This is a genomic window from Vibrio sp. MMH1-50 (genome assembly GCF_022347645.1).
Classification (GTDB): domain Bacteria; phylum Pseudomonadota; class Gammaproteobacteria; order Enterobacterales; family Vibrionaceae; genus Vibrio; species Vibrio harveyi.
Map to the genome: position 1 here is coordinate 63,443 of NZ_JAKRGG010000021.1, position 23,166 is coordinate 86,608.

The 23,166-nt window shown below is 46.0% G+C and carries 23 protein-coding genes; 11 read left to right on the plus strand and 12 right to left on the minus strand.

Annotated elements, in window-relative coordinates:
- Positions 1-291: 291 nt before the first annotated feature.
- Complete coding sequence (gene nfsA / locus MHO32_RS15815) at positions 292-1,014, minus strand: oxygen-insensitive NADPH nitroreductase (RefSeq protein ID WP_017189686.1); 723 nt, start codon at positions 1,012-1,014, stop codon at positions 292-294.
- Positions 1,015-1,227: 213 nt separating this feature from the next.
- Between nfsA and MHO32_RS15820 the strand changes: the two genes are divergently transcribed.
- Entirely contained in the window at positions 1,228-1,869 is a 642-nt protein-coding gene (locus MHO32_RS15820; protein WP_005447464.1) for a MarC family protein, read from the plus strand.
- Between the two features lie 191 nt (positions 1,870-2,060).
- On the plus strand, positions 2,061-2,933 hold the full coding sequence (locus tag MHO32_RS15825; protein ID WP_005447466.1) for a patatin-like phospholipase family protein: 873 nt from the start codon (positions 2,061-2,063) through the stop codon (positions 2,931-2,933).
- 19 nt (positions 2,934-2,952) lie between these two features.
- On the opposite strand, the gene MHO32_RS15830 is transcribed toward MHO32_RS15825, so the two are convergent.
- The 3 genes from MHO32_RS15830 to MHO32_RS15840 all read right to left on the minus strand — a co-directional run bounded on the left by MHO32_RS15830 (position 2,953) and on the right by MHO32_RS15840 (position 5,748).
- Positions 2,953-3,642, minus strand: a complete 690-nt coding sequence (locus MHO32_RS15830; protein WP_239212889.1) for a flavin reductase family protein — start codon at positions 3,640-3,642, stop codon at positions 2,953-2,955.
- A 44-nt stretch (positions 3,643-3,686) separates the two neighbouring features.
- Complete coding sequence (locus MHO32_RS15835) at positions 3,687-4,187, minus strand: fasciclin domain-containing protein (protein ID WP_239212890.1); 501 nt, start codon at positions 4,185-4,187, stop codon at positions 3,687-3,689.
- A gap of 79 nt (positions 4,188-4,266) precedes the next feature.
- Positions 4,267-5,748 (minus strand): cryptochrome/deoxyribodipyrimidine photo-lyase family protein, encoded by a 1,482-nt coding sequence (locus MHO32_RS15840; RefSeq protein ID WP_239212892.1) that lies wholly within the window; start codon positions 5,746-5,748, stop codon positions 4,267-4,269.
- A 110-nt stretch (positions 5,749-5,858) separates the two neighbouring features.
- Between MHO32_RS15840 and MHO32_RS15845 the strand changes: the two genes are divergently transcribed.
- Complete coding sequence (locus MHO32_RS15845; protein WP_239212894.1) at positions 5,859-6,164, plus strand: DUF6482 family protein; 306 nt, start codon at positions 5,859-5,861, stop codon at positions 6,162-6,164.
- Between the two features lie 57 nt (positions 6,165-6,221).
- On the opposite strand, the gene trhO is transcribed toward MHO32_RS15845, so the two are convergent.
- The gene (gene trhO / locus MHO32_RS15850; RefSeq protein ID WP_038898253.1) at positions 6,222-7,202 is read right to left on the minus strand and encodes an oxygen-dependent tRNA uridine(34) hydroxylase TrhO; all 981 of its coding nucleotides are present in this window, start codon (positions 7,200-7,202) and stop codon (positions 6,222-6,224) included.
- A 465-nt stretch (positions 7,203-7,667) separates the two neighbouring features.
- Between trhO and MHO32_RS15855 the strand changes: the two genes are divergently transcribed.
- From MHO32_RS15855 to MHO32_RS15870, 4 genes are all read left to right on the plus strand, one after another.
- A complete protein-coding gene (locus tag MHO32_RS15855) occupies positions 7,668-9,926 on the plus strand; it encodes a ribonucleoside-diphosphate reductase subunit alpha (protein ID WP_017818413.1) in 2,259 nt (752 codons plus the stop codon).
- 51 nt (positions 9,927-9,977) lie between these two features.
- Complete coding sequence (locus MHO32_RS15860; RefSeq protein ID WP_101959794.1) at positions 9,978-10,910, plus strand: ribonucleotide-diphosphate reductase subunit beta; 933 nt, start codon at positions 9,978-9,980, stop codon at positions 10,908-10,910.
- A gap of 25 nt (positions 10,911-10,935) precedes the next feature.
- The gene (locus MHO32_RS15865; protein ID WP_239212896.1) at positions 10,936-11,178 is read left to right on the plus strand and encodes a glutaredoxin family protein; all 243 of its coding nucleotides are present in this window, start codon (positions 10,936-10,938) and stop codon (positions 11,176-11,178) included.
- 231 nt (positions 11,179-11,409) lie between these two features.
- The gene (locus MHO32_RS15870; protein ID WP_005441955.1) at positions 11,410-11,898 is read left to right on the plus strand and encodes a GNAT family N-acetyltransferase; all 489 of its coding nucleotides are present in this window, start codon (positions 11,410-11,412) and stop codon (positions 11,896-11,898) included.
- Positions 11,899-11,980: 82 nt separating this feature from the next.
- Here MHO32_RS15870 and MHO32_RS15875 read toward each other — a convergent pair whose 3' ends face one another.
- The 4 genes from MHO32_RS15875 to MHO32_RS15890 form a co-directional block, all read right to left on the minus strand.
- The gene (locus tag MHO32_RS15875; RefSeq protein WP_005447482.1) at positions 11,981-12,370 is read right to left on the minus strand and encodes a hypothetical protein; all 390 of its coding nucleotides are present in this window, start codon (positions 12,368-12,370) and stop codon (positions 11,981-11,983) included.
- A complete protein-coding gene (gene yidD, locus MHO32_RS15880) occupies positions 12,370-12,594 on the minus strand; it encodes a membrane protein insertion efficiency factor YidD (RefSeq protein WP_005447483.1) in 225 nt (74 codons plus the stop codon). Before yidD ends, MHO32_RS15875 begins: the two co-directional genes overlap by 1 nt.
- A gap of 2 nt (positions 12,595-12,596) precedes the next feature.
- Positions 12,597-12,812, minus strand: coding sequence for a DUF4177 domain-containing protein (locus MHO32_RS15885; protein WP_005447484.1), 216 nt, complete (start codon positions 12,810-12,812; stop codon positions 12,597-12,599).
- Positions 12,813-13,000: 188 nt separating this feature from the next.
- Positions 13,001-14,296 (minus strand): alpha/beta fold hydrolase, encoded by a 1,296-nt coding sequence (locus MHO32_RS15890; RefSeq protein WP_239212898.1) that lies wholly within the window; start codon positions 14,294-14,296, stop codon positions 13,001-13,003.
- Between the two features lie 253 nt (positions 14,297-14,549).
- On the opposite strand from MHO32_RS15890, the gene MHO32_RS15895 reads away from it, so the two are divergent.
- The gene (locus MHO32_RS15895; protein WP_239212900.1) at positions 14,550-15,716 is read left to right on the plus strand and encodes a D-alanyl-D-alanine carboxypeptidase family protein; all 1,167 of its coding nucleotides are present in this window, start codon (positions 14,550-14,552) and stop codon (positions 15,714-15,716) included.
- Positions 15,717-15,838: 122 nt separating this feature from the next.
- Here the strand turns inward: MHO32_RS15895 and MHO32_RS15900 are convergent, their stop codons facing one another.
- Both MHO32_RS15900 and MHO32_RS15905 read right to left on the minus strand, forming a co-directional pair.
- Entirely contained in the window at positions 15,839-18,496 is a 2,658-nt protein-coding gene (locus tag MHO32_RS15900) for an alpha-amylase family glycosyl hydrolase (RefSeq protein ID WP_239212902.1), read from the minus strand.
- 129 nt (positions 18,497-18,625) lie between these two features.
- Positions 18,626-20,062, minus strand: coding sequence for a helix-turn-helix domain-containing protein (locus tag MHO32_RS15905; RefSeq protein WP_239212913.1), 1,437 nt, complete (start codon positions 20,060-20,062; stop codon positions 18,626-18,628).
- A gap of 195 nt (positions 20,063-20,257) precedes the next feature.
- On the opposite strand from MHO32_RS15905, the gene nfsB reads away from it, so the two are divergent.
- Positions 20,258-20,911, plus strand: coding sequence for an oxygen-insensitive NAD(P)H nitroreductase (nfsB, locus tag MHO32_RS15910; RefSeq protein WP_239212915.1), 654 nt, complete (start codon positions 20,258-20,260; stop codon positions 20,909-20,911).
- A 162-nt stretch (positions 20,912-21,073) separates the two neighbouring features.
- Positions 21,074-21,364: a putative quinol monooxygenase gene (locus tag MHO32_RS15915; RefSeq protein WP_005436210.1), complete on the plus strand. Its 291-nt coding sequence runs from the start codon at positions 21,074-21,076 to the stop codon at positions 21,362-21,364.
- On the opposite strand, the gene MHO32_RS15920 is transcribed toward MHO32_RS15915, so the two are convergent.
- Entirely contained in the window at positions 21,361-22,290 is a 930-nt protein-coding gene (locus MHO32_RS15920) for a LysR family transcriptional regulator (protein ID WP_188014513.1), read from the minus strand. The two genes, MHO32_RS15915 and MHO32_RS15920, sit on opposite strands and share 4 nt — an antisense overlap.
- Positions 22,291-22,422: 132 nt before the next feature.
- On the opposite strand from MHO32_RS15920, the gene MHO32_RS15925 reads away from it, so the two are divergent.
- Complete coding sequence (locus tag MHO32_RS15925; RefSeq protein ID WP_005436214.1) at positions 22,423-22,641, plus strand: VF530 family DNA-binding protein; 219 nt, start codon at positions 22,423-22,425, stop codon at positions 22,639-22,641.
- Positions 22,642-23,166 lie beyond the last annotated feature (525 nt).

Consider the following 23,166-nt stretch of genomic DNA (forward strand, 5'->3'; position numbering starts at 1 on the left):
AGCGTGGATTTGACAAAAGTGTTTATTAATTAGCTCTAATTTTCCGTATCAGCTCACGAAATTTGTAATTTAACAGTTTTTCAATTAGTTATTGATGCGACCATTTTTCTAAAAAAAGTTATATGCTTTGTTTTAAAATGTGATGCGTGTCGTATTTTTTATTCTACGTCAATAGCGCTTTGTTATGGTTTTGCCAGAAAGTAGGCAGCGTATGGTCAAAATATGATGTGGGTTCAACAAAGTGATGGTTTGATGAACGATTTCATACAACAAACCATCATTTCAATGATATTAGCGTTTTGCTAGCCCCTTACTGTTCAAGTACGGCAGGATATGAGGTCGCGACTCACCAGCAAGCTTCCCAGTGACTTCTTGCGACCATGTACTCAGTTTTTGATTGCTTGTACGGCTCGCATAATACGCTTGCATAGTTTGATCGTAGCTCTGAATATCATCTAAATTTAGCTCTTGGTATTGATTTTCATGAACAACCACATGTGCAGGTAGGCGTGGCTTTACTTCGGGATTTTGATCGGGATGCCCTAAGCACATACCAAACAACACCGCGCTATTTTCCGGTAAGCCCAATAGCTTATCAACTTGAGCGGCGCTATTCCTTAGTCCTCCAATATATACGCCACCTAATCCCATAGACTCGGCTGCAAGCAAGCAGTTTTGTGCCATGATTCCAGAATCTACTGCTCCAATCAGAGTTAGTTCTGTAAAGTCTGCCTGTACATCAGGATTGATGGTTGCATGGCGCTGATAATCAATACAAAACACTAAGAACTCAGCCGCACTTTCAACATAAGCTTGGTTACCAGCAAATTGAGCCAATTGCTTACGCTTTTCAGAGTCAGTCACTCGAACGATTGAGACGACTTGAAGCATACTAGAAGAAGACGCAGCTAAACCTGCTTGAATGATGGTTTGTCTTTGTTCATCAGTAATAGGAACTGCGGTGAATTTTCGGATAGAGCGATGAGCAAGAATGGTTTCAATCGTATTGTTCATGATGTTCTGGCTTCCTGAAGAGTGGTTCTATTTGGCTGAATCTTCACCATAACGGCATTTATTGGGAGCGTAAACAGAGATGCACTACAAAGTGTGCCACAGGACAAAACTTGACGAAGTGCAACCGAGCAAATTGAACATAAAGTAACGTTATTTATAAACTTGGGTATATACTGATTTTTAATAATCAATAGCTTACCAAATGTGGAGAACATGAAAGAGCTAATACTTCATACGGTCACAGTGTTTATGGGCTTCTTTGCCATCATGAACCCTATCGCTAACATTCCTATCTTTTTAAGCCTAACAGCGGATGATGATAAACAAACGGTCCGCTCAATTGCATTTCGTTCGGTCTTTATCGCTTTTGTTATTGTTGCTGTGTTTGCTGTTGCGGGTAAGGTGATTTTCGACTTGTTCGGCATTACGTTATACGCGCTGCGTATTACCGGCGGCATCTTAGTCTTTTTAATTGGCTTTCACATGCTGCAAGGTGAATCAACGCACAAGAAGACCAAAGAGAAAGCCTACTCACCAGAGCAAGAACAGGCGGCTTTAAGTATTGCAGTTTCCCCACTGGCAATGCCGATTTTAGCTGGTCCGGGCACTCTCGCGACAGCAATGAACTTTGCAACAGCGGGTGGAATAACGGAAACCATTATTACTATCGCATCCTTTGCCGTGCTCTGTGCTATTACTTACGTTCTGTTTCTCTTTGGCGACAAGTTAGTGAAAGCTGTTGGTCCAAGTGCGTTAAATGTGATCACCAAAATGATGGGGCTGATCCTCGCCGTGATTGGCACACAAATGTTCATTGATGGTGCTGCAGAGGCGTATAAAACCGTTTTTGCTTAATTTCTTTAGCATCTGAATACTTTACTTTGAATCCACATTGACTAGGCAGTTGATGTGGATTTTTTGATCCTAAGTTTCCACTTAAAAAGCCAAAAACACATAGACTTCGCCTATCTCAATAATAAGAATAACCAATTGTTGCTGTAGCACGAATTTCAGTAACCTTTTCAGAGCAATTATTGGGGGGAAACATGGCAACAAAAGCAATCGTAGTCGAAGGTGGTGCAATGCGTGGTGTCTTTGCTAGCGGCGTATTAGATGCATTCTTAGAACAAGACTACAAACCATTTGATTTTGCGATTGGCGTATCGGCAGGGGCTTCAAATTTGATCGGTTATTTGACCGATTACCCGCACCGTAGCATCAACGTCATTACTAAATTAGCAACCAGCAAACGCTTTTTCGATCCTACTCGTTTTTTAAAAGGCGGTGATTTGATCGATGTGAAATGGTTGTTTGAAGAATCAAATCGTTTGTACCCAGTCGATGAAGCAAAACTGTTTGAAGGCATTCCTTTCTTAGCGGCGACAACGAACGTAAATACGGGTAAAGCGGATTATTACCGTGTAAATCGTCATAACTTCCATAATGCGATGGAAGCGACGACGGCACTGCCTATTGCGTACAAGCATACTCCTTGCTTTTCTGGTGGTTGTTATACCGATGGTGGTGTGGCGGATTCCATTCCGGTTCGAGAAGCACATCGTCGCGGCGCTCGTGATATTACGGTTATCCTTTCTCATCCTTTGGCTTATGAGAAAAAGCCGGTAAAAACGCCTTGGTTAATGAAGAAGTTGTTCGCTGAGCATCCACAGATGGCAGAGGCAATGTTGCGCCGTTCAGAGAACTACAACGAATCGTTAGATTTCATTCGTAATCCTCCAAAAGACACGCACATCCGCGTTATTGCACCGCCGGATGAATTCAGTGTACAACGTCTATCAATGCGCCAGTCGGTATTGCTAGAAGGTTACGAAATGGGATTGGAAGCAGGGCGCGCCCACCTCACCAACCGGGCTGGTGAACACGGCTTAGACAGAGAAAACTGCCACTTCTGTATTTAGCTTTTGATGTCTAAAGCGGTTAGTCCATATCAACTTCAAGTGCTCCCCAAGATGAAGGTTCTCCCTCCCTCGTCAGAGGGAATAGGCGAGTGTCTGGTTTGGCATAACTTAACCTATGCAGACGTTGCGTGACGTGGTAGCTGTCGAGCCCGGAAATGGTCACTAAGTCGAGTAGCTCTAGATCTAGGTAGCCATCGGGCATGATGGCTCTTTCAGGTGCGTGTACCATCAACACTTCACCAATCAGCATCTCTGTCTGATTGCTTTCAATCTTGATGTGTTCTCTCAACACCAACCCCATTTTGAGATTGCTCTCTAGGACAAATGGCGCAGGAAACGCATCATCATAGTAAGGAGTAAGTCCTACCGCTTCAAACTCTGATATCTGTTTTGGATAGCGGGCGGAGGTTTGATGTGCTTTTTGGACGAAATCGACGCCGACGGCATTAATGGTGAAGTGCTTGGTATCGAGGATGTTTTCTACTGTATGACGACGGCTTTTGCGTGGACGAACAATAAAACCAAACAGTGGCGGATGTGAGCCTAAGTGGATCACAGAGCTTACGATAGCCAGGTTCTCTTGTCCTTGCCTGTCTCTTGTTCCGATGAGGTTCGCGCTTTTGTATCCCGCAAGGGAGTTGACCAATCGAGTTCTTTGGCGCTGATCCATCGTTTGTATATCATGCTTTGAGAGTTTGATGTTTTCCATGTCCTAAAAAGGGGCGAGAAACCTCGCCCTTCCATGTTGTGTCACTATTTCGGCATGATGACGGTGTCGATCACGTGTATCACACCATTCTTAGCCTTGACGTCGGTGGCAATTACGGTAGCGTTATTGATCATCACTTTATCGCCCATGGTTTTGATCATCACGTCTTGCCCTTGGACTGTCGTCGCTTTGTCCATTTTCACTACGTCTGCGGCCATCGCTTTTCCCGGGACCACATGGTAAGTGAGAATCGCAACCAGCTTATCTTTGTTCTCGGGCATGAGTAGCATTTCTACTGTTCCATCTGGAAGCTTAGCAAAAGCTTCATCTGTGGGTGCAAATACAGTGAATGGACCTTTACCTTTTAGCGTATCCACTAAGCCTGCGGCTTTGACTGCTGCGACCAACGTATTGAACGAGCCATTTGCTGCAGCCACATCAACGATGTCTTCTTTCATCATTCCATGTTCATGTGCTTTCGCTGGCAGTAAAAAAGTTAGGGTGGCGAACAAAACCGTGGTCGTAACCAAGATGCGTTTCAACATAATGCATTCCTTTTGTTGTTTGGGTACCGCTCTCTCCCTGATAAAGTCCCTGTTTGTACGCACGCCCTTTTCTTGGCGATCAACTGGCTTTCTTTTTATTAGAAGAACGGACGTGCTGAGCTAAAATGCGTGTGCCTTCCATTTTTACGTCGGTACGTTTTCGCCAAGCCCACAATCGTTCTCTGGCTGCTTTCGCACTCGCTTCTACATCGACTATTGGGGCGAGGTATTTTGAGTCCGGTTCTAACTGGTACATCACGACTTCCATTGCGGTCATTTTCCAAGGCTCAAACAACAGTGGGGTGGGTACCTTAGCGAGCTCCGGAATCCATTTATGAATGAATTCACCATCGGCATCGTGTTCTTGTGCTTGTTTCGTCGGGTTGTAGATACGAATGGTATTGGTGCCAGTCACTCCAGCCTGCATTTGAAATTGTGGATAATGGATACCCGGCTCAAAGTCGAGAAAGAGCTGCGCTAGGTGAGTTACGCCATCGCGCCAATCCATGTTCATGTGATGCGTTAAAAAGCTTACTAGCATCGCGCGCATTCGAAAGTTGATGTATCCCGTGTGATGAAGGCAGCGCATACAGGCATCGACGAGAGGTATGCCAGTGGTTCCCTCCTTCCAAGCATCTAGTCGGATTGGGTCGTTGTTGCTCGCTTGGCGAAGCAAAGGTTCATAGGCTTGGTTCACACAGCGAAATTCCATCTCACATTCAGATTCAAATTTCTGCATAAAATGACAATGCCAATGCAGTCTCGAAGACAGCGCAATTAAGCTGCGACGAAACCCAGCCACTTGCCAATGTTGCAACAGGTATTGATACACTTCTCGAAGCGATATATTGCCCCATGCGAGATAGGGAGAGAGGCGAGTGCATGCGGTTCGAGATGCTGTCGGGCTAGAAATACTTCGATAATAATCGCGTCCTCGGCGTTGAAAAAAGTCTTCCATGGTTTGCCAAGCGAGCGAACTTCCGCCCGTTTGCATGCCTTTTATTTTTTCTAACCAAGAAGGAGGGGGCGTAAATGAGCAACCAAGAGCTTCGGCATCAAGGGTAATAAGAGGAGCACTTTCAAGGTCGATAGCTTCGATCTCGGCTCGCATAACCGTATCCCAATGCTTATCCCAGCCGAGTCGGTCTTTTGCTCCTCGAATGACTGCGCCATGTTCAAATTCGCGCCACGGAATCCCTTGTGATTGAAGCCATTCTGATACTTGTTTATCTCGTTCAAACGTACAACGCAGTCCGATTTCTTGATGGGAGAAAATAGCATTGATGTTGAACTGATTTTGAATCGCACTGAGGCAATCTATTACGCTCCCCGACATTACGGACACTCGATGACCAAGAGCCGAGAGTGTTTCGTTCATATCTTGGAGTGATTGCCAAATAAAACGCCAGTGACGAGTAGAGTAATGTGGGTCATCCAGTAACATGGGTTCGACAATATAAAGCAGCACAGTTGGATGTTCTGAAGATAAAGCGTGTTGTAAAGGCGTATGATCGGTCAGGCGTAAATCGCGTTTTAGCCACACTAAATTGATTGTTTGCATTGTGCCCCTCGCTTGTTTTTTCGCTTTCTACGTGTTTGCGGGGCGTATTTCTCACTCAGTGATCGATTTTATTGATGTTGACGTACAGGCACGGAGCAAGGAGGTGCTTTATGTCTATGCCACTCAGTAAATTGGAAAAATTCTTCTATATCGACAAGCTCGTTATCCACTCTCTCGATCTCGCTTTGTATCAAGTCTCCGTCTTAGTCGATGGAGAGGAACACTTTGTCACTGATGATAAAGGGAAGTTTTTAAGGGCGCATTCGATACTGGATTTACAAAAGCAGTGTCGTAACTTAAAAGCGAAAAAGCAGGTCCTTCGCCAACAAAGCGCTTACGATGAAATGGTTGGGCAACGGAGCAGAAGCGGTACTAATGAGCTGGAAGTGTTGCTGAAAGACAACGACCTCTATTGAAATTAGATTGAAAGGGGAGAAAGTGCGAGCTAGGTTTGTTAGCTCGCACCTTACTAATTACGCTTGTTTACGTTGTGCGTCTTTCTTTGCCAGTTTTTCTGCACGTCGTTGCTGACGTTGTTTGGCACTCTCACCACCGACGTGCTGCTCGCCACGAACCGCTGCTAACGACACTTGCTTTTCACGTTCGCGGAAGCGCGCTACTTGCTCTTCACTGTGTTTACCAAAACATTTCGGGCAGCTTACGCCTTGCTCAAACTGCTCTGATTGTTTGTCTTCTTCCGTGATTGGTAGTCGGCAAGCATTACACAAGTCGTAGTCGGCTTTTTCTAGCTGGTGGTTCACCGCAACGCGACCGTCGAATACGTAGCAGTCGCCTTCCCACAAGCTTTCTTCTTCTGGTACTTCTTCAAGGTATTTCAGAATACCGCCTTCTAGGTGGTACACCTCATCAAAGCCCTGCTCTTTCATGTAAGCAGTCGACTTTTCACAGCGGATACCCCCAGTACAGAACATCGCGACTTTTTTGTGTTTCTCAGGATCCATGTTTTGTTTTACATAGTCAGGAAATTCGCGAAACGTGTCAGTATTTGGATTAACTGCACCTTTAAATGTTCCGATCTCGATTTCATAGTCATTGCGAGTATCAACCACAAATACTTCTGGATCAGCAATCAGCTCGTTCCAATCTCGCGGCTTCACGTAGGTGCCAACGACATGGCGAGGATCGATGCCTTCAACGCCCAATGTCACGATCTCTTTCTTTAGCTTCACTTTGGTGCGGTTAAACGGTTGAGTATCTGAGTACGACTCTTTGTAAACAATACCAGTAAGGCGAGGCTCGGCATTTAGCCATGCAAGCAGTGTATCAATACCTTCGCGTTTCGCTGCAATCGTACCGTTAATACCTTCACTCGCCAGTAGCAACGTTCCATGTACACCGTGGGCTTCCATTAGTGCAAGCAATGGCTCGCGTAACTCTTGGTAGTTTTCCAGTTCCACAAATTTATACAGGGCGCAGACAACATACTGACTCATGATTATTCCTTACTTTAAAAGGTTGATGGTTCGACGACTCGATACCTAACAATTTTAGCGGCTCGGAGTATACCTGAGTAATTTAGTCGGAAATACGGACAAACTATGCGGATATTTTTAGTCATGTTTCCCCGGCGTTTTTTTCAACAAATTTCAGCGCGTAGCATTGGAAGTTAAAGGGTGTGAAAGTTTGAACTAGATCACATTTGTTATTCTTTTCTAGAAATGAACTAAGTTAATGAAAATTAAAGCTTTGTGGAAAACTTCATCACTTTATCACGTTTGCGGTGCTTGCCTCTGATTGCTGTTCCTATCGAGCTTGGTGTCAGTGTCAATATGTTTCCTTACCCTCTCCATGGTCAGTTCTAACTTTTAAAAAACTTTCTTGTAATGATAACCATTATCATCTAGATCTATTGCGTACATATGGTGCTCAATATTTAAACTACACACAAGATATAGATTATGGACGTTATAAAACGAGATGGACGGAAAGAAAAAGCCAGTCTAGATAAGGTGACTCGAAGAGCCGAAGCGCTGGCTGATGGACTAAAAGTCGAACCTATTGCGGTTGCACAACGCGTGGTAAGCGGTTTGTACGACGGCATTAAGGTGACGGAAATCGATGTGTTCCTCGCTGAAACGGCAGCAAGCCTTGCGACGGAACACCCTGATTATGCCAAGCTTGCGGCTCGCGTGATGGTGAGTTCTCTGCAAAAAGAAACCAGCGGATACGCAACTGCAACACGTGAGCTCTCTGAAATCGGTATTCTTTCCGATACTTACGTCGACTTTGTTGCCAAGAATCAGTTTGCGCTCGAAGACATGATTGACTACAAACGCGACTATCAGTTTGATTATTTCGGCTACAAAACTCTCGAGCGTTCCTACTTGTTGAAAGTAAAAGGTGTGGTGGTTGAACGACCACAAGATATGTTCATGCGTGTAGCGGTCGCTGTCGCGGGTGACGATCTTGAAGAAATTAGAGAGCTATACGATTTGCTCAGTCTTGGCTACTACACCCACGCTACGCCAACGCTGTTTAATGCTGGCTGTAAGATGCAGCAACTGTCTTCGTGTTTCCTATTAGCGATGCAAGAAGATTCCATTAACGGCATTTACGACACCCTCAAAGATTGTGCGCTGATTTCTAAATCGGCGGGTGGCATTGGGCTACACATCCACAATATTCGAGCGACTGGGGCGCCAATTATTGGTACTAACGGTGTGTCGAATGGCATCGTGCCAATGCTGAAAGTCTTCAATGAAACTGCTCGCTATGTCGACCAAGGTGGCGGTAAGCGCAAGGGCTCGTTTGCGGTTTATCTGGAGCCTTGGCATGCGGATATCGAATCCTTCCTCGATTTACGTAAAAACCACGGTAAAGAAGAGTTCCGCGCACGTGATTTGTTCCTCGCTCTATGGGTGCCAGACTTGTTCATGGAACGTGTCGAAAACGACGCGGAATGGACTCTGTTTAGCCCACACAATACCAAAGGTTTGTCTGATTTATACGGCGCTGAATTTACTCAGAAGTACCAAGAATACGAGCGTATGGGCTTGGGCGTGAAGACCATCAAAGCCCGCCAATTGATGACGCAAATCATTGAGTCGCAAGCTGAGACGGGTACGCCGTACATGCTCTACAAAGATGCGTGTAATGAAAAGTCGAATCAGAAAAACCTCGGCACCATCAAATCTAGTAACTTGTGCGCAGAGATCATGGAAGTCTCAACACCAGATGAAACGGCGGCTTGTAATTTGGCGTCTATGGCACTACCTAAGTTCGTTACAGACACGGGGTTTGATTTCGACAAACTTCACCAAGTTACCAAAGTCGCGATTAAGAACCTCGACCGCGTTATCGATGTGAACTATCACCCAACCGATAAGATTGAAAAATCGAACCACGCGCATCGTCCTGTTGGTTTGGGTATTCAAGGTTTGGCGGATGTGTTCTTCAAAATGCACCTTCCATTCGATAGCGAAGAAGCATTGCAGCTTAACCGTGACATCGCGGAAACCATGTATCACGCCTCCCTTGAAGCGTCTTGTGAAATCGCGGCGCAAAAAGGTGCGTACTCCAGTTATGACGGCTCACCAATCAGTCATGGTCAGTTCCAATTTGATCTGTGGGATGAACAACCAAGTAGCCGCTGGGATTGGTCACAACTCAAGCGCCAAATCGCAGAGCACGGTGTGCGCAACTCGCTGCTGATTGCTCAAATGCCAACGGCGTCGACAGCGCAAATTTTAGGTAACAACGAAGCGTTTGAAGCGCAAACCAGCAATATCTACAAACGCCAAACCTTATCGGGTGAGTTCATCATCATCAACAAACATCTGGTGAGCGATCTGGAACAGCGTGGTCTTTGGACGAGCAAAATCCGTGACGCCATTATTCTCAATAACGGTTCAGTACAAGGCATTGATGCCATTCCAGACGACCTGCAATCCGTGTATCGCACCGTGTGGGAAATCTCTCAGAAGGTAATCATTGATATGTCGGCAGCTCGTGCCCCGTTTGTTTGCCAATCGCAGAGCCTCAACTTATGGCTCGCATCACCAACGTTCGCCCAAATCAATGCGATGCACTTCTACGCGTGGAAACGTGGTCTGAAAACCGGCATGTACTACTTGCGCTCTAAGCCATCAACGAATGCGGTGAAAGTCACCGTTGGTCAGCAAAGCGAAGATGAAGATTGCCTAAACTGCGGCGCATAACCTATCTCGCCAATTAAAAAGATTCACATCAACCGAAAGTAAGGAAACGGTATGATTGTTAAAAACAAATTTAGCTTGTTCCCCATTCAATACGAAGAGATTTGGCAAGCGTACAAAACTCACGAAGCGGCTTTCTGGACGACAGAAGAACTCGATTTTGCTCAAGATCTTGCTGATCTTGCCAAGCTGACCGAAGGCGAAAAGCACTTCATTCGACATGTGTTGGCGTTCTTTGCTCAGAGCGAAGGGATGATCAACGAGAACTTATTGACTCGATTTTATGGCGAAATTGAAATCGCAGAAGCGCGCTGCTTCCTTGCTTTGCAGGCATTTAATGAGGTCATTCACGCAGAGACTTACGCACTGCAACTCGAAACTTACATTCCCGATGTTGAAGAGCGTGAGCGCTTGTTCAATGCGATTGAAAACGTCCCGACCGTGAAGCGTAAGGCGGAGTGGGTAATGAGGTGGATCTCCTCCGATAAACCATTGGCAATGCGTTTGATCGCCTTTGGTCTGGTAGAAGGCTTGTTCTTCGCTGGCAGCTTCTGTGCCATTTACTACTTCCGTAAACGTGGTTTGCTGGCTGGTTTGGCAGCAAGCAATGACTTGATTGCTCGTGATGAAGGGTTGCACTTTAGCTTCTCTGCGCTGCTATTCAAAACCTTGGGGCAGGGCAAAGTGACGCAACAAGAGTTTGAAGAGATTTGCCGAGAAGCCGTTTCAATTGAGAAGGAGTTTGTAACGGAAGCCCTACCGGTGGACTTGATTGGTATGAATGCTGAGCTGATGTGCCAATACATTGAGCACACTGCCGATGTTATCGCTGGTTTGTTTGGTTTCAACCCGATCTTTGGTGCGGAAAACCCATTTGATTACATGCGCTTATTGGACATGGAAGGAAAAACCAACTTCTTCGAAAAACGCGTTACAGAGTACAAACGACCTCAAGATCGCCAATTGAGTTTTGATGCGGATTTCTAACGGCAAGGAATAGCAGAGAAGAGTGATGAAAATAGAAATGTACAGCAAGGAGCAGTGCTCCCAATGTGAAACCGCAGCAATGTGGTTGCAGAATCAGGGCTTTAACGTGGCAACGCTCAAGTTGGGTGTGGAGTTTGAGCGGGAAACTTTGTTCGAGTTATTCCCAACCGCAAGAAGCTACCCACAGTTTATGCTTGATGGCGAACCGATTGGTGATTTTAGTCGCTTAAAATCGGCACTCGCTTTTGAGCAAAATGCCGCTTTCTAAATTAGGTATCTAATCCCCTTTTATTGAGAAAAGGGGATTTTTATTTCCACTTAAATTTTGTGGATGTTCAAATTATCAGTAAAAACTCGTAAAACTGTTGAAAACGTACTCGACATAAATGGTCGAAATTTGTACTGTTGAATCGCTTCACATTCCTAAAACTTCTTATCCGATAATCAGTTGAAGCAAAGATCTGTGTTTGATACAGGTCGGTTGGCAAAGGAATTCAACATGCAACAGTTTCATATCAGAAGACTAAGAGAAGAAGACGTCCCACTGTTGAAAACGCTCTTGGTCGAACTCGACACCTCTCATTATAATGCTGAGCCAGATTTCTACCGTTCTCCGGAAGAAATGGCGCAGTTAAGGGAAGATCGCAACATCTTCGATAAATATTTTGATGGCAGCATCACGGCTTTTATAGCTTGTTCGAACCGACAGGTGGTTGGTTTTATCTCTGGTACCGTGCGAGAGGTAAACTCGATTCTCTCTCCGGAAAGACGCGTTGGATATATCAATGAATTGGTGGTGTCTGAAAGCCATCGTAACTTAGGTATTGGCTTGTCTTTGATGGATAAAATCGAGAGTGATTTGTGCAGCCAAGACATTGAAGAGCTCGGTTTAACCGTGGCGTCATTTAATCACGAAGGTGAAGATTTCTACCATAAGATGGGCTACCGAGTGATCACCAAAATGATGACCAAGCGAGTCAAAGACTAACGCCACATTATGTTGTGAGACACGCTCCCCAACCTTAAACTGAAAATGCCAAACGTTGGGGAGTGCTATATCGTTTAATCATCTAGTTTCTTCGCACTTCATTGAAGATTTCACAAGATAACTGATAATTGTGCTGTCTTGCTATTTTCTGTGAAAAAAACAATTGTGGTAGTTCATATATAATGAGTAACGCGAGGATAAGGAACGCACTAGGATGTCCAAGAACAAAGCCAACGATACTTACGATTAACAATATTAGCTCTAAAGCAAACAAAGCATATTTACCTAGGTAGCAATGGTGAAAACCGCCAAGAAAGAACCAGTTTAACGTTGCGTAGGTATCGGGGTCCTTGAGACTTTTAGACTGGCGTTCATAGAATTCTTTCTTTTGATGTTCAGGTAATGAGTTTACCTGACTTCTCAGTAATTCTTCCTGCTTCTCTAGCTGTTCAATTGGCTCAAATAAGCGCATTACGGTACCTCGTCATATATTTTTTCAATGAGGTCGGGTTGGTTACACCGCTTAATTCTTGCCAAACCAAGTTTCCAACCTTTTATTGCCCCATACTTAGCAATACATTGTTTGGTGTACTCTGAGCAAGTGGGCTCAAAATTACATTCAATATTCAATAACTGCTTTGAACCACCGCTAGCCTGGTAGCGATGGATCAATTTCAAAGAGATATATTTAAGCAAACTTATCGGCCGAGAGTGATAATTACAGCCTCACGCTTCCAAAATAGCATAAAGCGTTTTTGTTCCACTACTTGGAATACAACTTGCCAACCATCTTGTGCGTACTTGTTCAGCTCTGCTTCCATCTTTTGCACAGGCAAGCCACTTGCACCTAGTAGAATTGTGCCGCAACCACCTTCAACAATGTGAACCACTTTATATTCTGTAAACTTTGTCATTTTTATAACCAACTAATTTAATAAAAACAGGATGTTACAATAAGAAATAAAATGCATCAAGATGCATTTGTCGGGTTTGCCTAATGGTATTTATTAATATTTGATGCTGAACCAAAAACGCCTCTCTATCTCGTGATAAAGAGGCGTTTTTCTATCTAGGTTTTTAGCGAATTCTGAGTGCTAGCTGTTTATTTCAATGTTGCTGCGGTTTGTTTACCCATCGCAATTAACTTGTCGAGAATACGCTCACCATCTGCACGAAGACCGTTGTGCTCATATTCGTTGGTGATCCACGCTTTTGAGTTTGGCATTGTAGCGAGTGTTTCGCGGCTAATGTCCATTTCTACAAACATATCGTCGGCATAGACGGCGCAGCTCACAGGCACCTTATTGTTTGCCAGTTGCTGGGCATCGTATAACGGCGTCCAGTCGGCTTTCTCTGCCAGTAATTCCGCCGCTTCTTTCAGTGGCTTTAAGTTTTCGTATTGGTCGAACATCCAAGGGAAGACCATTTCTCCGGTGAAGTAGAACGGCTTGCCTTGTTCATAGTTGAACGCATCGTGTTCTTGGCGCACTCTGTGAGCGCTCCATTGAGAAGCAAACCCTTGGCAGTAAATTGATTCGTGCAGAATCGCGTAAATTGGATTGGTCTGGAAGTTTTGCTGCGCCAGCATGTCGTTGAGGAATTCATAACGAAGCTGAGGCTTACCGTTCACTTCAATCAAGGCACTTTCTAGCCAGTAGTAAGTTGGCAAGAAGGTGTCACTGACACCAAAGTTAATCCCAATTTGTTGGAACTGTTCGACAGTAAAACGCTGACCATTTGGCAGAAACTCTTCGTGCTCCAATAAGTGATCAGCAATGTTCTGGCATAGCTGCTGCGCTTGCGGGAATTGCTGGAAGAAGGCTTGGTTTTTCTCCATGGTGCGCTTAAAGGTTGCGTGATACACATCATCCGCATGACGAGAAACCGAAGGCACACCACCCGTAATGTAGCTTTGGAGCAGGCTGTTCGGGAACAGCGATAGATAAGTTAGTGAACAGAAGCCGCCAAAGCTCTGCCCCAAAATCGCCCACTTCTCAACACCAAATTGTTCACGGATAAATTCCGCATCGCGAACAATGTTGTCTGCGCGGAAGTGGCTTAAGTAGTCTGCTTGTTGCTCCGGTGTGAGGTGCGCAAGCGTCTGGTGATTAATCACGCTGCTGTTACCAGTGCCGCGTTGGTCGAGCAGCAGTACACGATACTCACTCAGTGCGCGTTTTATCCAACCGTTGTTTCCGTTTGGACGAGGAGAAGGGAAGCCCGGACCGCCTTGAAAATACACTAACCATGGTTTGTCGGGGTCTTCATCGCCGACTAAACAAACGGAGCGAGCGAAGACGTTTATCGTGCCTTTGCTTAGATCTTGGTAGTCCAGCGGCACGGTAAACGAGTAGGGCGTGTAATGCAGTCCTGCGTCGATAAATGATTGAGCGTTCATTGTTATGGTCTGTCCTTGTTTATAGTCGCTTTACGATATCGAATTCCTTAATAGAAACAATAGATTTGTTGTAAGAACTCGATTTTTGAAGCCGGAAAGGCATGGAATGGCACTCAAAACAGAAACTCTTCGATCTTTCCGTGTTGGTATGCACTGAGTGAACTATGATCTGATAGGTGCAGTTTAGACATCACTGTCTTACCGTTTTTATGAAACGAGACATTTGGCGGTCATTGACCCTGGAGGATGCTTGATGAACACGTCACTTACCCGAATAACGCTCACTTGTTTATTACTACAGACCATCAGTGCCCCTGCATTGGCGGTCGTGACGCCGAATCCGCCTCAGTTGCAGGCAAAAGGCTATGTGTTAATGGACTTTCAGTCCGGCGCCATCATTGCGGAGCAAAACGCACGTGCCGGATTAGCCCCTGCCAGTTTAACGAAGCTGATGACCGCTTACGTCGTAGGGCAAGAAATCAAATCCGGGCGGCTCCAATGGGACGATAAAGTGACGGTGAGTGAGAACGCATGGTCAGCCAAATTCCCAGACTCTTCAAAAATGTTTATCCAACCCAAAGATGAAATCACCGTCGCCAACCTAATGCGTGGAGTGATCATTCAATCTGGTAATGATGCTTGTGTGGCGCTCGCCGAACATGTCGCCGGTAGTGAAGGGGCGTTTGTTGCGTTGATGAACGGTTGGGCAGATAAGCTCCGCTTGAACGATACCTACTTTGTTAACTCGCACGGTCTGGATAGCGAGGGCATTCAAACCTCTCCTAATGATATGGCGACGCTGATGCAATCCATCATCAATGACGTGCCTGAAGTCTATGCCCTTTACAGTGAGAAGGTATTTAAGTGGAACAAGATCACCCAATACAACCGCAATAAACTGTTGTGGGACAAATCGATGGATGTCGATGGCGGCAAAACGGGCTACACCAGCAATGCGGGGTACAGTTTGGTCAGTTCTGCTAAGCAAGGAAAGATGCGATTGATCTCGGTAGTGATGGGAACGCCAAGCAAACAGTCACGCATTAGTCAGTCTAAGAACCTGCTCAGTTATGGCTTCCGCTTTTATGACACCAAACAAGTGGCAAAACAGGGGGAAGTTCAGGCGAGTGCAAAAGTCTGGAAGGGCGATGTCAGTGAGATTGATTTGGGCTTCGCTCAAGACGCGTACCTGACGCTGCCTCGCTCTCTAACCGCTGGTTTAGACAAGAGCGTGGTCGTGAATGAGCCGCTGATTGCACCCATCGCAAAAGGGGATGTGGTTGGCAAAGTCGTGTGGAAGAGTGACGATAAAACCGTGGCGAGCTATCCGTTGGTGAGTAACCAAGCAGTGGAAGAGGGCTCGTGGATTGGGAAGTTATGGGACAGTTTAGTGCTGTGGGTGAAGTCGCTGTTTAACTAGTGCAAGGGAGATTTTCACATTAGTGAGTTTAGAATTTCAGAAAAAGAAAAGCAGCTCGAAGGTGAGCTGCTTTTTGTTTTTTATAGTTGAAACGACTTTTGCGTTTATTGCGGTTTCAGTGATTATTCAGACAGGGTGATGATTGGTAAGTCATCCCAAATCTTGCTCTCATCCGAAGCGCCGCCAGAGAAGTTCCAAGGACCTTTGTCTTGTTCCAGTGGACGGTAAGTGGCAGACAATCCATCCAAGTCCCAAGTTGTCACATAGAATCGAATACCATCCAGTGAATCAGGTCGACCCAGCGCGTCACTCGCGAAGTCCATCGAAATGGTGTTGTTGGCTTTGTCTACCGTGACCATTGGTGCTGGTGTTACGGCTTCGCCCCATGTTGTCGCGTTTGCGCCTTGAGCGTTGTAAATCGAGCTTTGCCAGCCGAAGACCACAGCATTGCGACTCCATGTTCCGCTTGGCATAGAAGCGTTGATCTTAGGCAGGTCCGTCAGGTTGGTTGCCGCTTCTTCCGGTAAATCAATGAAGATGGTGAAACCAACGTGGTCAAAGCCGTTTGGCGGCAACCAAGTATCGGTGATCTTGTCCATGGTGAAGGTCAAGCGCACATTACTGCCGACGGTAAACACCTCGGCTTTGTTGATTGCGAGTTGGCTGTTGTCTTTGTCGAACGTTGGATCCGTTGGTAGCGAGTAGTTACCGTTAGGACCGCCCATGCCATCTTGCGCATCACCTGCGTCATCAATAGTGTCGTCTGGCGTGTTTGACCAGCTTAAGTCCGACACAAAGTTCACATCTTCAATGCCTGCTTTTTTCTCCGTGGAGTAAATCGCGAAGCGGTGTTGCTGTTCGCCAATCGCAAAGTGGCGGGTAGATAAAGTCACGCTAAATTGACCGTCAGCACCCACGGTAATGGCTTGTGCGGTTTCTAGATTACCGTCCACGACAAGGTTCAATTTCTCGTTTGCGTTAGCAGTACCAGCAATCACGATGTCATCAGTGATGGTTTGTCCTTCCCAATCCTGTGCCAGTTGGATGTTGAGGTCTGGTGTATCTACCGATTGGGTGTCGTTAGTTTTCGAGTAAATCACGGCAGCTTTGGCTGGTAGCTCAAGGGTTACGTGACCGTTTTCATCGGCGATTAACTGCTCCGGAGCGTCTGCCCAGTTCGACATGATTTGTTGTTGGAAGACGGTGCCGCCCGCTTGCTCTACATCGAGTTGGTTCATCAACATCGGGGAATTCGATGTATTCATTACCACCAAGACTTCGTCGTTATCCAACGTTCGGGTAAAGGCGAACACACCGGCGCCAGCTTTATCGCTGCCAATCACTTTCATTTCGCCGCGTGTCATGACTTTGTTTTCGGTACGTAACTTAGCAAGCTCTTGGATGAACAAGTACATCTCGCTGTTTTGGTCGAATGAATCTACGTAGTCGCCGTCTTCACGGTAACCTCCAGCAAACATGGCATCGCGCGCCGCTGACATCGCCTGTTCTGTACCTTGGTAAATCACAGGGATGCCCGGTACCGCCATCATGGTAATTAGCGCTTGCTTCATATCGTTGACACTGCCTTGCGATAGAAAACGCGGCATATCGTGGTTATCAATGAAGTTCGGCATGATGTATGGATTCGGGAACATCTCCATCATTTTCTCAAGACGAAAGCGTAAGTAATCGGTCGGTTGTCCTGCTGCAAACACGCGCGTCATGGTGGCTTGCAATGGGAAGTTCAACACCGAGGTTAACTGCTCCGGCGAGCCGCTTTCGCCGATGTAAGTGAGCATCTTCTCTTCGCCTTCTGTGTTGTAAGGCGTAGATGTTTCGAAGACTTCACCAAAGGTCAGGAAGTTATCGCGACCAGTATCAACCGCTTGAGTCATCACACCATCGTCGGCGTGCAGGAAGTCGTTCCAGAAATCGTGCTCAACAAACTTCACAGTATCGATACGGAAACCGTCAACGCCCACTTCGCGGATCCATTTTCGGTAGCTCTCTTTTAGATAAGCGCGTACTTCAGGATCGGACGTATTTAGGTCATCCAGATCCGACAGTTGCCAGGTTTTTTCCTGTACTGAGTCGTTGTGGTCGGTGATGCTTGGCGTCCAGTGGTAAATGCCAGTACCGTCTTCTTTACACTCATTCATGTTGAGCGGATAAGGCAGTTCTTGCCCTGCTGGCAGCGCATTTTCAATCAAACGGAAACCTTGGCAAGGTAGGCTAGGATCGTAATTGTATGGGTCATCGTAAGTGAAGAAGTTACCTACGTGGTTGGTCACGATGTCTTGAATCAAGAACATGTTACGAGCGTGCACTTCTCGCGCTAACGCTTGGTAGCTTTCCATGTCACCAAAGTGCTCATCCACTTTTTGGAAGTCACGCGCCCAGTAGCCGTGGTAGCCGCCGTAGTTTTGTTCTGCATCCCACCATTGGTTTGCCACTGGCGGTGTAATCCAGATAGAGGTAGCGCCTAGGTCTTCGATGTAGCCTAGCTTGTCACTGACACCAACAAGGTCACCACCACTGAATTTTTTGTCTGAGGTAGGATCGTACTCATTCTGACCTTGATCGTTAAGCGTGTTGTCGCCGTCGTTAAAACGGTCGATCATCAAGAAGTAAATGATCTGGTCTTGCCAATCAGGAGATGCCACGTGGCTTCCTGTATCTGTTGGCGTAGTTTCATCGCTACCACAGCCAGAAAGAGCTAGGGCGATCGCGAGAGGGAGTATTTTTATTTTATTCATAGGGTTAGGTAAGGTTTCAAACACGGTTTTTGTCTCCGTTATGCAGCAATGCGGAAACGATAAAACAAAGGTTTGAAATTGAGAGTGTCATTTCACGCCAAAAAAGACGTGAAATGATGTCACGAAGTGCTGAATTTGAACTGTGCTACATATTTAACTGAGTGGTTGCACAATTGGATATTGAATCGGGTAATGGTCTTTGGCTAACTCATTACCAGAATGATCATAGAGTCGGAATCGGCATTGTTTAACCGTTTGGGGTAGGGGCAGTTGCAGCGCCCAGCATGTGTAATCTTCTGCGTTCTGAGTCTGGCTCATTGCGCGCGGAGTTAGCTCGTCACCCGCGTAGCAATCGATCTTCGCCACGTCTTTTAATCCGCAGGCGAGTTCCACAAACAAGGTGTACTGAGTGCCGAGTTGGATCAGTTGTCTTGTCGGGACAATGTATTCTGTTGCGCCAATTAAAAGCCCTTTAGAAACCACGTAATCACGCTGGTGGTTGTTATCAATATAGCGCTCACCATCGACTTCATAACACAGTCTAAAGGTCAGTGGATGAGCAACAGGAAGCTCGGTTGTCGCCCATAGTTCGGTGCCGTTGTTCAAAAAACGCTCGAAGAAGGCAGGGTAGCGACGCCACGTGCCATCACGGTCTCGACACTCAACGGAGACCACTTTTTCAAACGCAATATTATCCACTTCCATCCAGATTTTACCGACGGGTTGGTCAATGTCGTTATCGGCTAAAGTATTCGCTTTGGCGTAGTACAAGCGGATGGGTTGGTTATTGAGATGAGTACGATTATCCAAACACTGCTGGCGATATTGCATTGGCGAAAACGGGTACCAACGGCGAAAGGTTCTGTGGAAGTTGGAAGGCTCTTCATAACCCAACTGATAAGCGATTTGCTGCGTTGTGAGTTGAGTATCTGCGAGTAGGGCTAATGCGTGCTTTTTCTTGGCGAAGTCGACGCATTGCGAATAGCTCATTTGTTTTTCTTGCAGGCGACGTTGCAAGGTGCGCTTGGATACGCCCAGTTGCAGCGCGGCTTGTTCTAGTTTCAGTGCGTAATTGCTGTTTTTGACGAACAGAGCATTAAGCACGCTTAGCAATTCTGGCTGTTCAATTGGTTGGTGAGACAGCAGCAAATAAACATGTTTTACCAAGTCGAACACAACCGAGTTCTTATTCGGGTTAGTCTCGTCTTCTAGTTCTAAATGAGCAGAGTAAAGGTCATGGTTGTGAAGCTGAATGTGCACCGATTTACTCAAACCTAGCTGTTCCAATTGCATCAGCAGCAAGTCATAAACTGATTCTGCCCAGCTTGGAATTTCAGTAGCTCTGCACTCTAGCCGCATCTGAACCTGGTTATCGCTGTGGTCGAAAACAATGTATAAGCGACGGTCGAACAGCGAAACACTTTTGCTCCACCACAGCAGACCTTCACGCAGCGTCGGTGCCTCTTGCAACATCATACATTGCAAGGCAACCAGCTTCTCAATATGCCAATATTCGCCAGCAATTCTTAGGTGATTATGCCCAAGTTTTTTGCAGAGAAAGGGCGTGATGATGTTGTCTTGAGGCAGCATGGGAGTGGTTCGGTAACAAAGCAAAGGCGACATTATTGCTTAAACCGAGTGTTGCTTCAGTGAGAGTGCTCAAAGCTTGTTACATCGGCGATTTTCAAATTTATTTTGAAGATGTTTTTAACTGAAATCGGTTTTTCCCTGTAACTCATAAGGTTAAAGTGATAACCAGCATAAACTACTCGACTGGAGACCCCGATGGACATCGTTCAAGCTGCTAAATCCCGCTACTCAACCAAAGTTTTTGACCCTACTCGTAAGCTGCCTCAAGAAAAGATCGACGCAGTCAAAGAGCTGATTCGTTTTAGTCCATCGAGTGTGAACTCTCAGCCGTGGCACTTCATTCTGGCAAGCACAGAAGAGGGCAAGCAACGTATAGCAAAAGCAGCACAAGAAAACTACGCGTTTAATGCTGCCAAGATCTTGAATGCGTCACACGTGTTGGTGTTCTGTGCCAAAACGGGCATCGATAACGACTACATTGAAGCACTATTGGCGCAGGAAGAAAACGACGGTCGATTCCCAACCGAAGAGGCAAAAGCAGCGGTACGTGGCGGTCGTAGTTACTTTGTGAACATGCACCGTTTTGACCTGAAAGACGCTAATCATTGGATGGAGAAACAGGTCTACCTCAACGTCGGTACATTATTACTGGGCGCTTCAACGCTAGAAATTGATGCGGTGCCAATCGAAGGTTTTGACCCGAAAGTGCTGGATGAAGAATTTGGTCTACGTGAAAAAGGCTACACTGGCGTTGTGATTGTGCCGCTCGGTTACCACGCGGAAGATGACTTTAATGCTAAGACGCCTAAGTCACGCTGGGAAGAAAGCTCTGTGTTTACTGAGATTTGATATCAACTCTATCAATTATTTAATCCTCCTTGCTGGTTAAAATCGTTGATAACTTCGTTTTGAACTTTGTAATTAGACCCACTAGTTACCGCAGTTCACGCCTTGTTCTAAACGATTTTTCCTGCGCAATTTATAACCTCATAATCAATAGAGTTGATATAGATGATTCATTTAGTTGCAGAAATTAAAGCGTATCCAGATAGTATCGACAACGTAACCAACTTACTTTCTGGTCTACTAGAACCTTCACGTGAAGAAGAGGGTTGTTGCCAATACGAACTGTATTTGGATCAAAAGATCGAAGGCTTGTTTATGTTCCAAGAAATTTGGGCATCGCAAGAAGCGTTAGATAAGCACTTACAAAGCCCACATATCGCGCAGTTTATCTCGACGCTAGAAGATAACGACTGGGTTGAATATTCTCAGATTCGCCCAATGACGTTTGTCGGTTAAGCTTCTGAGCAGAATGTTGCCAGCACTTTCTTACGTTGCTGGCAGCATTTCTCATGAATGAATTCACGGAAGGTGCGAATGGTTGGCGTCAGCAAACGACGATCAGCGCACACCATGTATAGCGGTACCGGACCACAATCCCACTCAGGTAATACTCTTACTAATCTTCCCTCAATCAAATCTTGGCTGATGTCCATCAGTGATTTGTTGGCGATGCCTTTGCCTTTGATTGCTAAGCGATGGGATAAGTCACTGTCGTTGCTAAGTAGCTTGCCACTCACGACAACCTGTTCAGTTTCGTCTCCGCGAGTCAGCGTCCATTTGTTGTAAACCGAATCCGCTACCATATAACACAAACAGTTGTGTTGGTTTAGGTCTTCCGGTTTGGTCAGCACAGGATTATTTGCGACGTATTCTGGAGAGGCGCACAGGATTCGCTCATTTGCACCACATAACGCCAATACGACGAGGTTAGAGTCAGCAGGTTCGCCGTAACGAATCGCGATGTCGAAGGGTTTGGTGTACATATCAGTCAAGCTATCAGACAGCTCTAACTTGATAGAGACGTTCGGGTAAACATCAATAAATTCATCAACCCAATCAAGCAGCATGTTGCGACCAAAATCAGATGGCGCGGTGATGTGCAGTTGACCCGATAGCTCGCCACGCGCGCTTGAGATCTGATCTAACCCCTCTTGTAGCGTTGCGAGCGCTTGAGTGGTTTTGTCTAAGAACAGCTCACCTTCCGACGTTAAGCGAAGGCTGCGAGTGGAGCGCACAAACAGCGGAAAGCCTATTTGTCCCTCAAGACGTTTGATCGATGCACTGATGGCTGCTGGTGTCATGTCCATGCTGTTGGCGGCTTTCGAAAAACTGCCTTGGCGTGCGGTTTCGACAAAGATATTCAGATCGTTGAGGGCTTTCATAATGAAAAGGGCTTTTAAGAAGTTTGGGCTACTATAGGGGAGGATCGCAGGGCAATTCAAGGTTAAAACATTAGGTTGCGCGGCGAGTTTGAGTTAGATTAGCGCGCAACTTCACTTTACCGGATCAATAGCATGAGCCAACAGCAGCCGAATAACCCACTTCACGGGTTGAGTTTAGAGAAAATCCTTACCCGTTTAGTTGAACACTTTGGGTGGAACGGAATGCATGAGCGCGTTCGTGTGAACTGCTTTAAGAAAGATCCTTCAATCAAATCGTCGTTGAAGTTCCTACGTAAGACGCAGTGGGCAAGAGATAAAGTAGAAGCGCTGTACATCGAGACGTTCTGCTAATCGGATTTGGTGCACGTTTAAAAGAGAGATTCCAGATGGCTCGCTTAATCCCGTCCGAAATGACGCCGGAGCTCGTATTGTAGGGCAGAGCACCCAAGTGAGAACCGTCATTCTGAACAGCGAGGGACGAGCGTGATTCAGAATCTACTCTCAGAATACAACTTTTCTTATCTCTTTGGCTGGGAGAGTTCCTCTGCGTCATTCCCGATAGCGACGAAGGAGCGCAGTCGGGGAGCTCTGTTGTGATGTTTAAAGCGAGATTCCAGATGGCTCGCTTAGGCTCGTCCGGAATGACGTTTGAGCTCGTATTGTAGGGTTGAACACCCAAACGAGAACCGTCATTCTGAACCGTGAGGAACGAGCGTGATTCAGAATCTACTCTCAGAATATATTGAGGTAATTCATCGCTCTATGGTTTGCAGCAAGCGGTAAGTAGATTCTTAGTCTCGCCTTGGCTCGCTAGAATGACACAGCTTTTCTTACCGCGTAGGCTGGAAGAGTTCCTCTACGTCATTCCCGATAGCG

Coding starts and splice junctions, on each gene's coding strand:
- nfsA (WP_017189686.1), bottom strand. CDS start 1,014: ATGAACAATACGATTGAAACCATTCTTGCTCATCGCTCTATCCGAAAA.
- MHO32_RS15820 (WP_005447464.1), top strand. CDS start 1,228: ATGAAAGAGCTAATACTTCATACGGTCACAGTGTTTATGGGCTTCTTT.
- MHO32_RS15825 (WP_005447466.1), top strand. CDS start 2,061: ATGGCAACAAAAGCAATCGTAGTCGAAGGTGGTGCAATGCGTGGTGTC.
- MHO32_RS15830 (WP_239212889.1), bottom strand. CDS start 3,642: ATGGAAAACATCAAACTCTCAAAGCATGATATACAAACGATGGATCAG.
- MHO32_RS15835 (WP_239212890.1), bottom strand. CDS start 4,187: ATGTTGAAACGCATCTTGGTTACGACCACGGTTTTGTTCGCCACCCTA.
- MHO32_RS15840 (WP_239212892.1), bottom strand. CDS start 5,748: ATGCAAACAATCAATTTAGTGTGGCTAAAACGCGATTTACGCCTGACC.
- MHO32_RS15845 (WP_239212894.1), top strand. CDS start 5,859: ATGTCTATGCCACTCAGTAAATTGGAAAAATTCTTCTATATCGACAAG.
- trhO (WP_038898253.1), bottom strand. CDS start 7,202: ATGAGTCAGTATGTTGTCTGCGCCCTGTATAAATTTGTGGAACTGGAA.
- MHO32_RS15855 (WP_017818413.1), top strand. CDS start 7,668: ATGGACGTTATAAAACGAGATGGACGGAAAGAAAAAGCCAGTCTAGAT.
- MHO32_RS15860 (WP_101959794.1), top strand. CDS start 9,978: ATGATTGTTAAAAACAAATTTAGCTTGTTCCCCATTCAATACGAAGAG.
- MHO32_RS15865 (WP_239212896.1), top strand. CDS start 10,936: ATGAAAATAGAAATGTACAGCAAGGAGCAGTGCTCCCAATGTGAAACC.
- MHO32_RS15870 (WP_005441955.1), top strand. CDS start 11,410: ATGCAACAGTTTCATATCAGAAGACTAAGAGAAGAAGACGTCCCACTG.
- MHO32_RS15875 (WP_005447482.1), bottom strand. CDS start 12,370: ATGCGCTTATTTGAGCCAATTGAACAGCTAGAGAAGCAGGAAGAATTA.
- MHO32_RS15885 (WP_005447484.1), bottom strand. CDS start 12,812: ATGACAAAGTTTACAGAATATAAAGTGGTTCACATTGTTGAAGGTGGT.
- MHO32_RS15890 (WP_239212898.1), bottom strand. CDS start 14,296: ATGAACGCTCAATCATTTATCGACGCAGGACTGCATTACACGCCCTAC.
- MHO32_RS15895 (WP_239212900.1), top strand. CDS start 14,550: ATGAACACGTCACTTACCCGAATAACGCTCACTTGTTTATTACTACAG.
- MHO32_RS15905 (WP_239212913.1), bottom strand. CDS start 20,062: ATGCTGCCTCAAGACAACATCATCACGCCCTTTCTCTGCAAAAAACTT.
- nfsB (WP_239212915.1), top strand. CDS start 20,258: ATGGACATCGTTCAAGCTGCTAAATCCCGCTACTCAACCAAAGTTTTT.
- MHO32_RS15915 (WP_005436210.1), top strand. CDS start 21,074: ATGATTCATTTAGTTGCAGAAATTAAAGCGTATCCAGATAGTATCGAC.
- MHO32_RS15920 (WP_188014513.1), bottom strand. CDS start 22,290: ATGAAAGCCCTCAACGATCTGAATATCTTTGTCGAAACCGCACGCCAA.
- MHO32_RS15925 (WP_005436214.1), top strand. CDS start 22,423: ATGAGCCAACAGCAGCCGAATAACCCACTTCACGGGTTGAGTTTAGAG.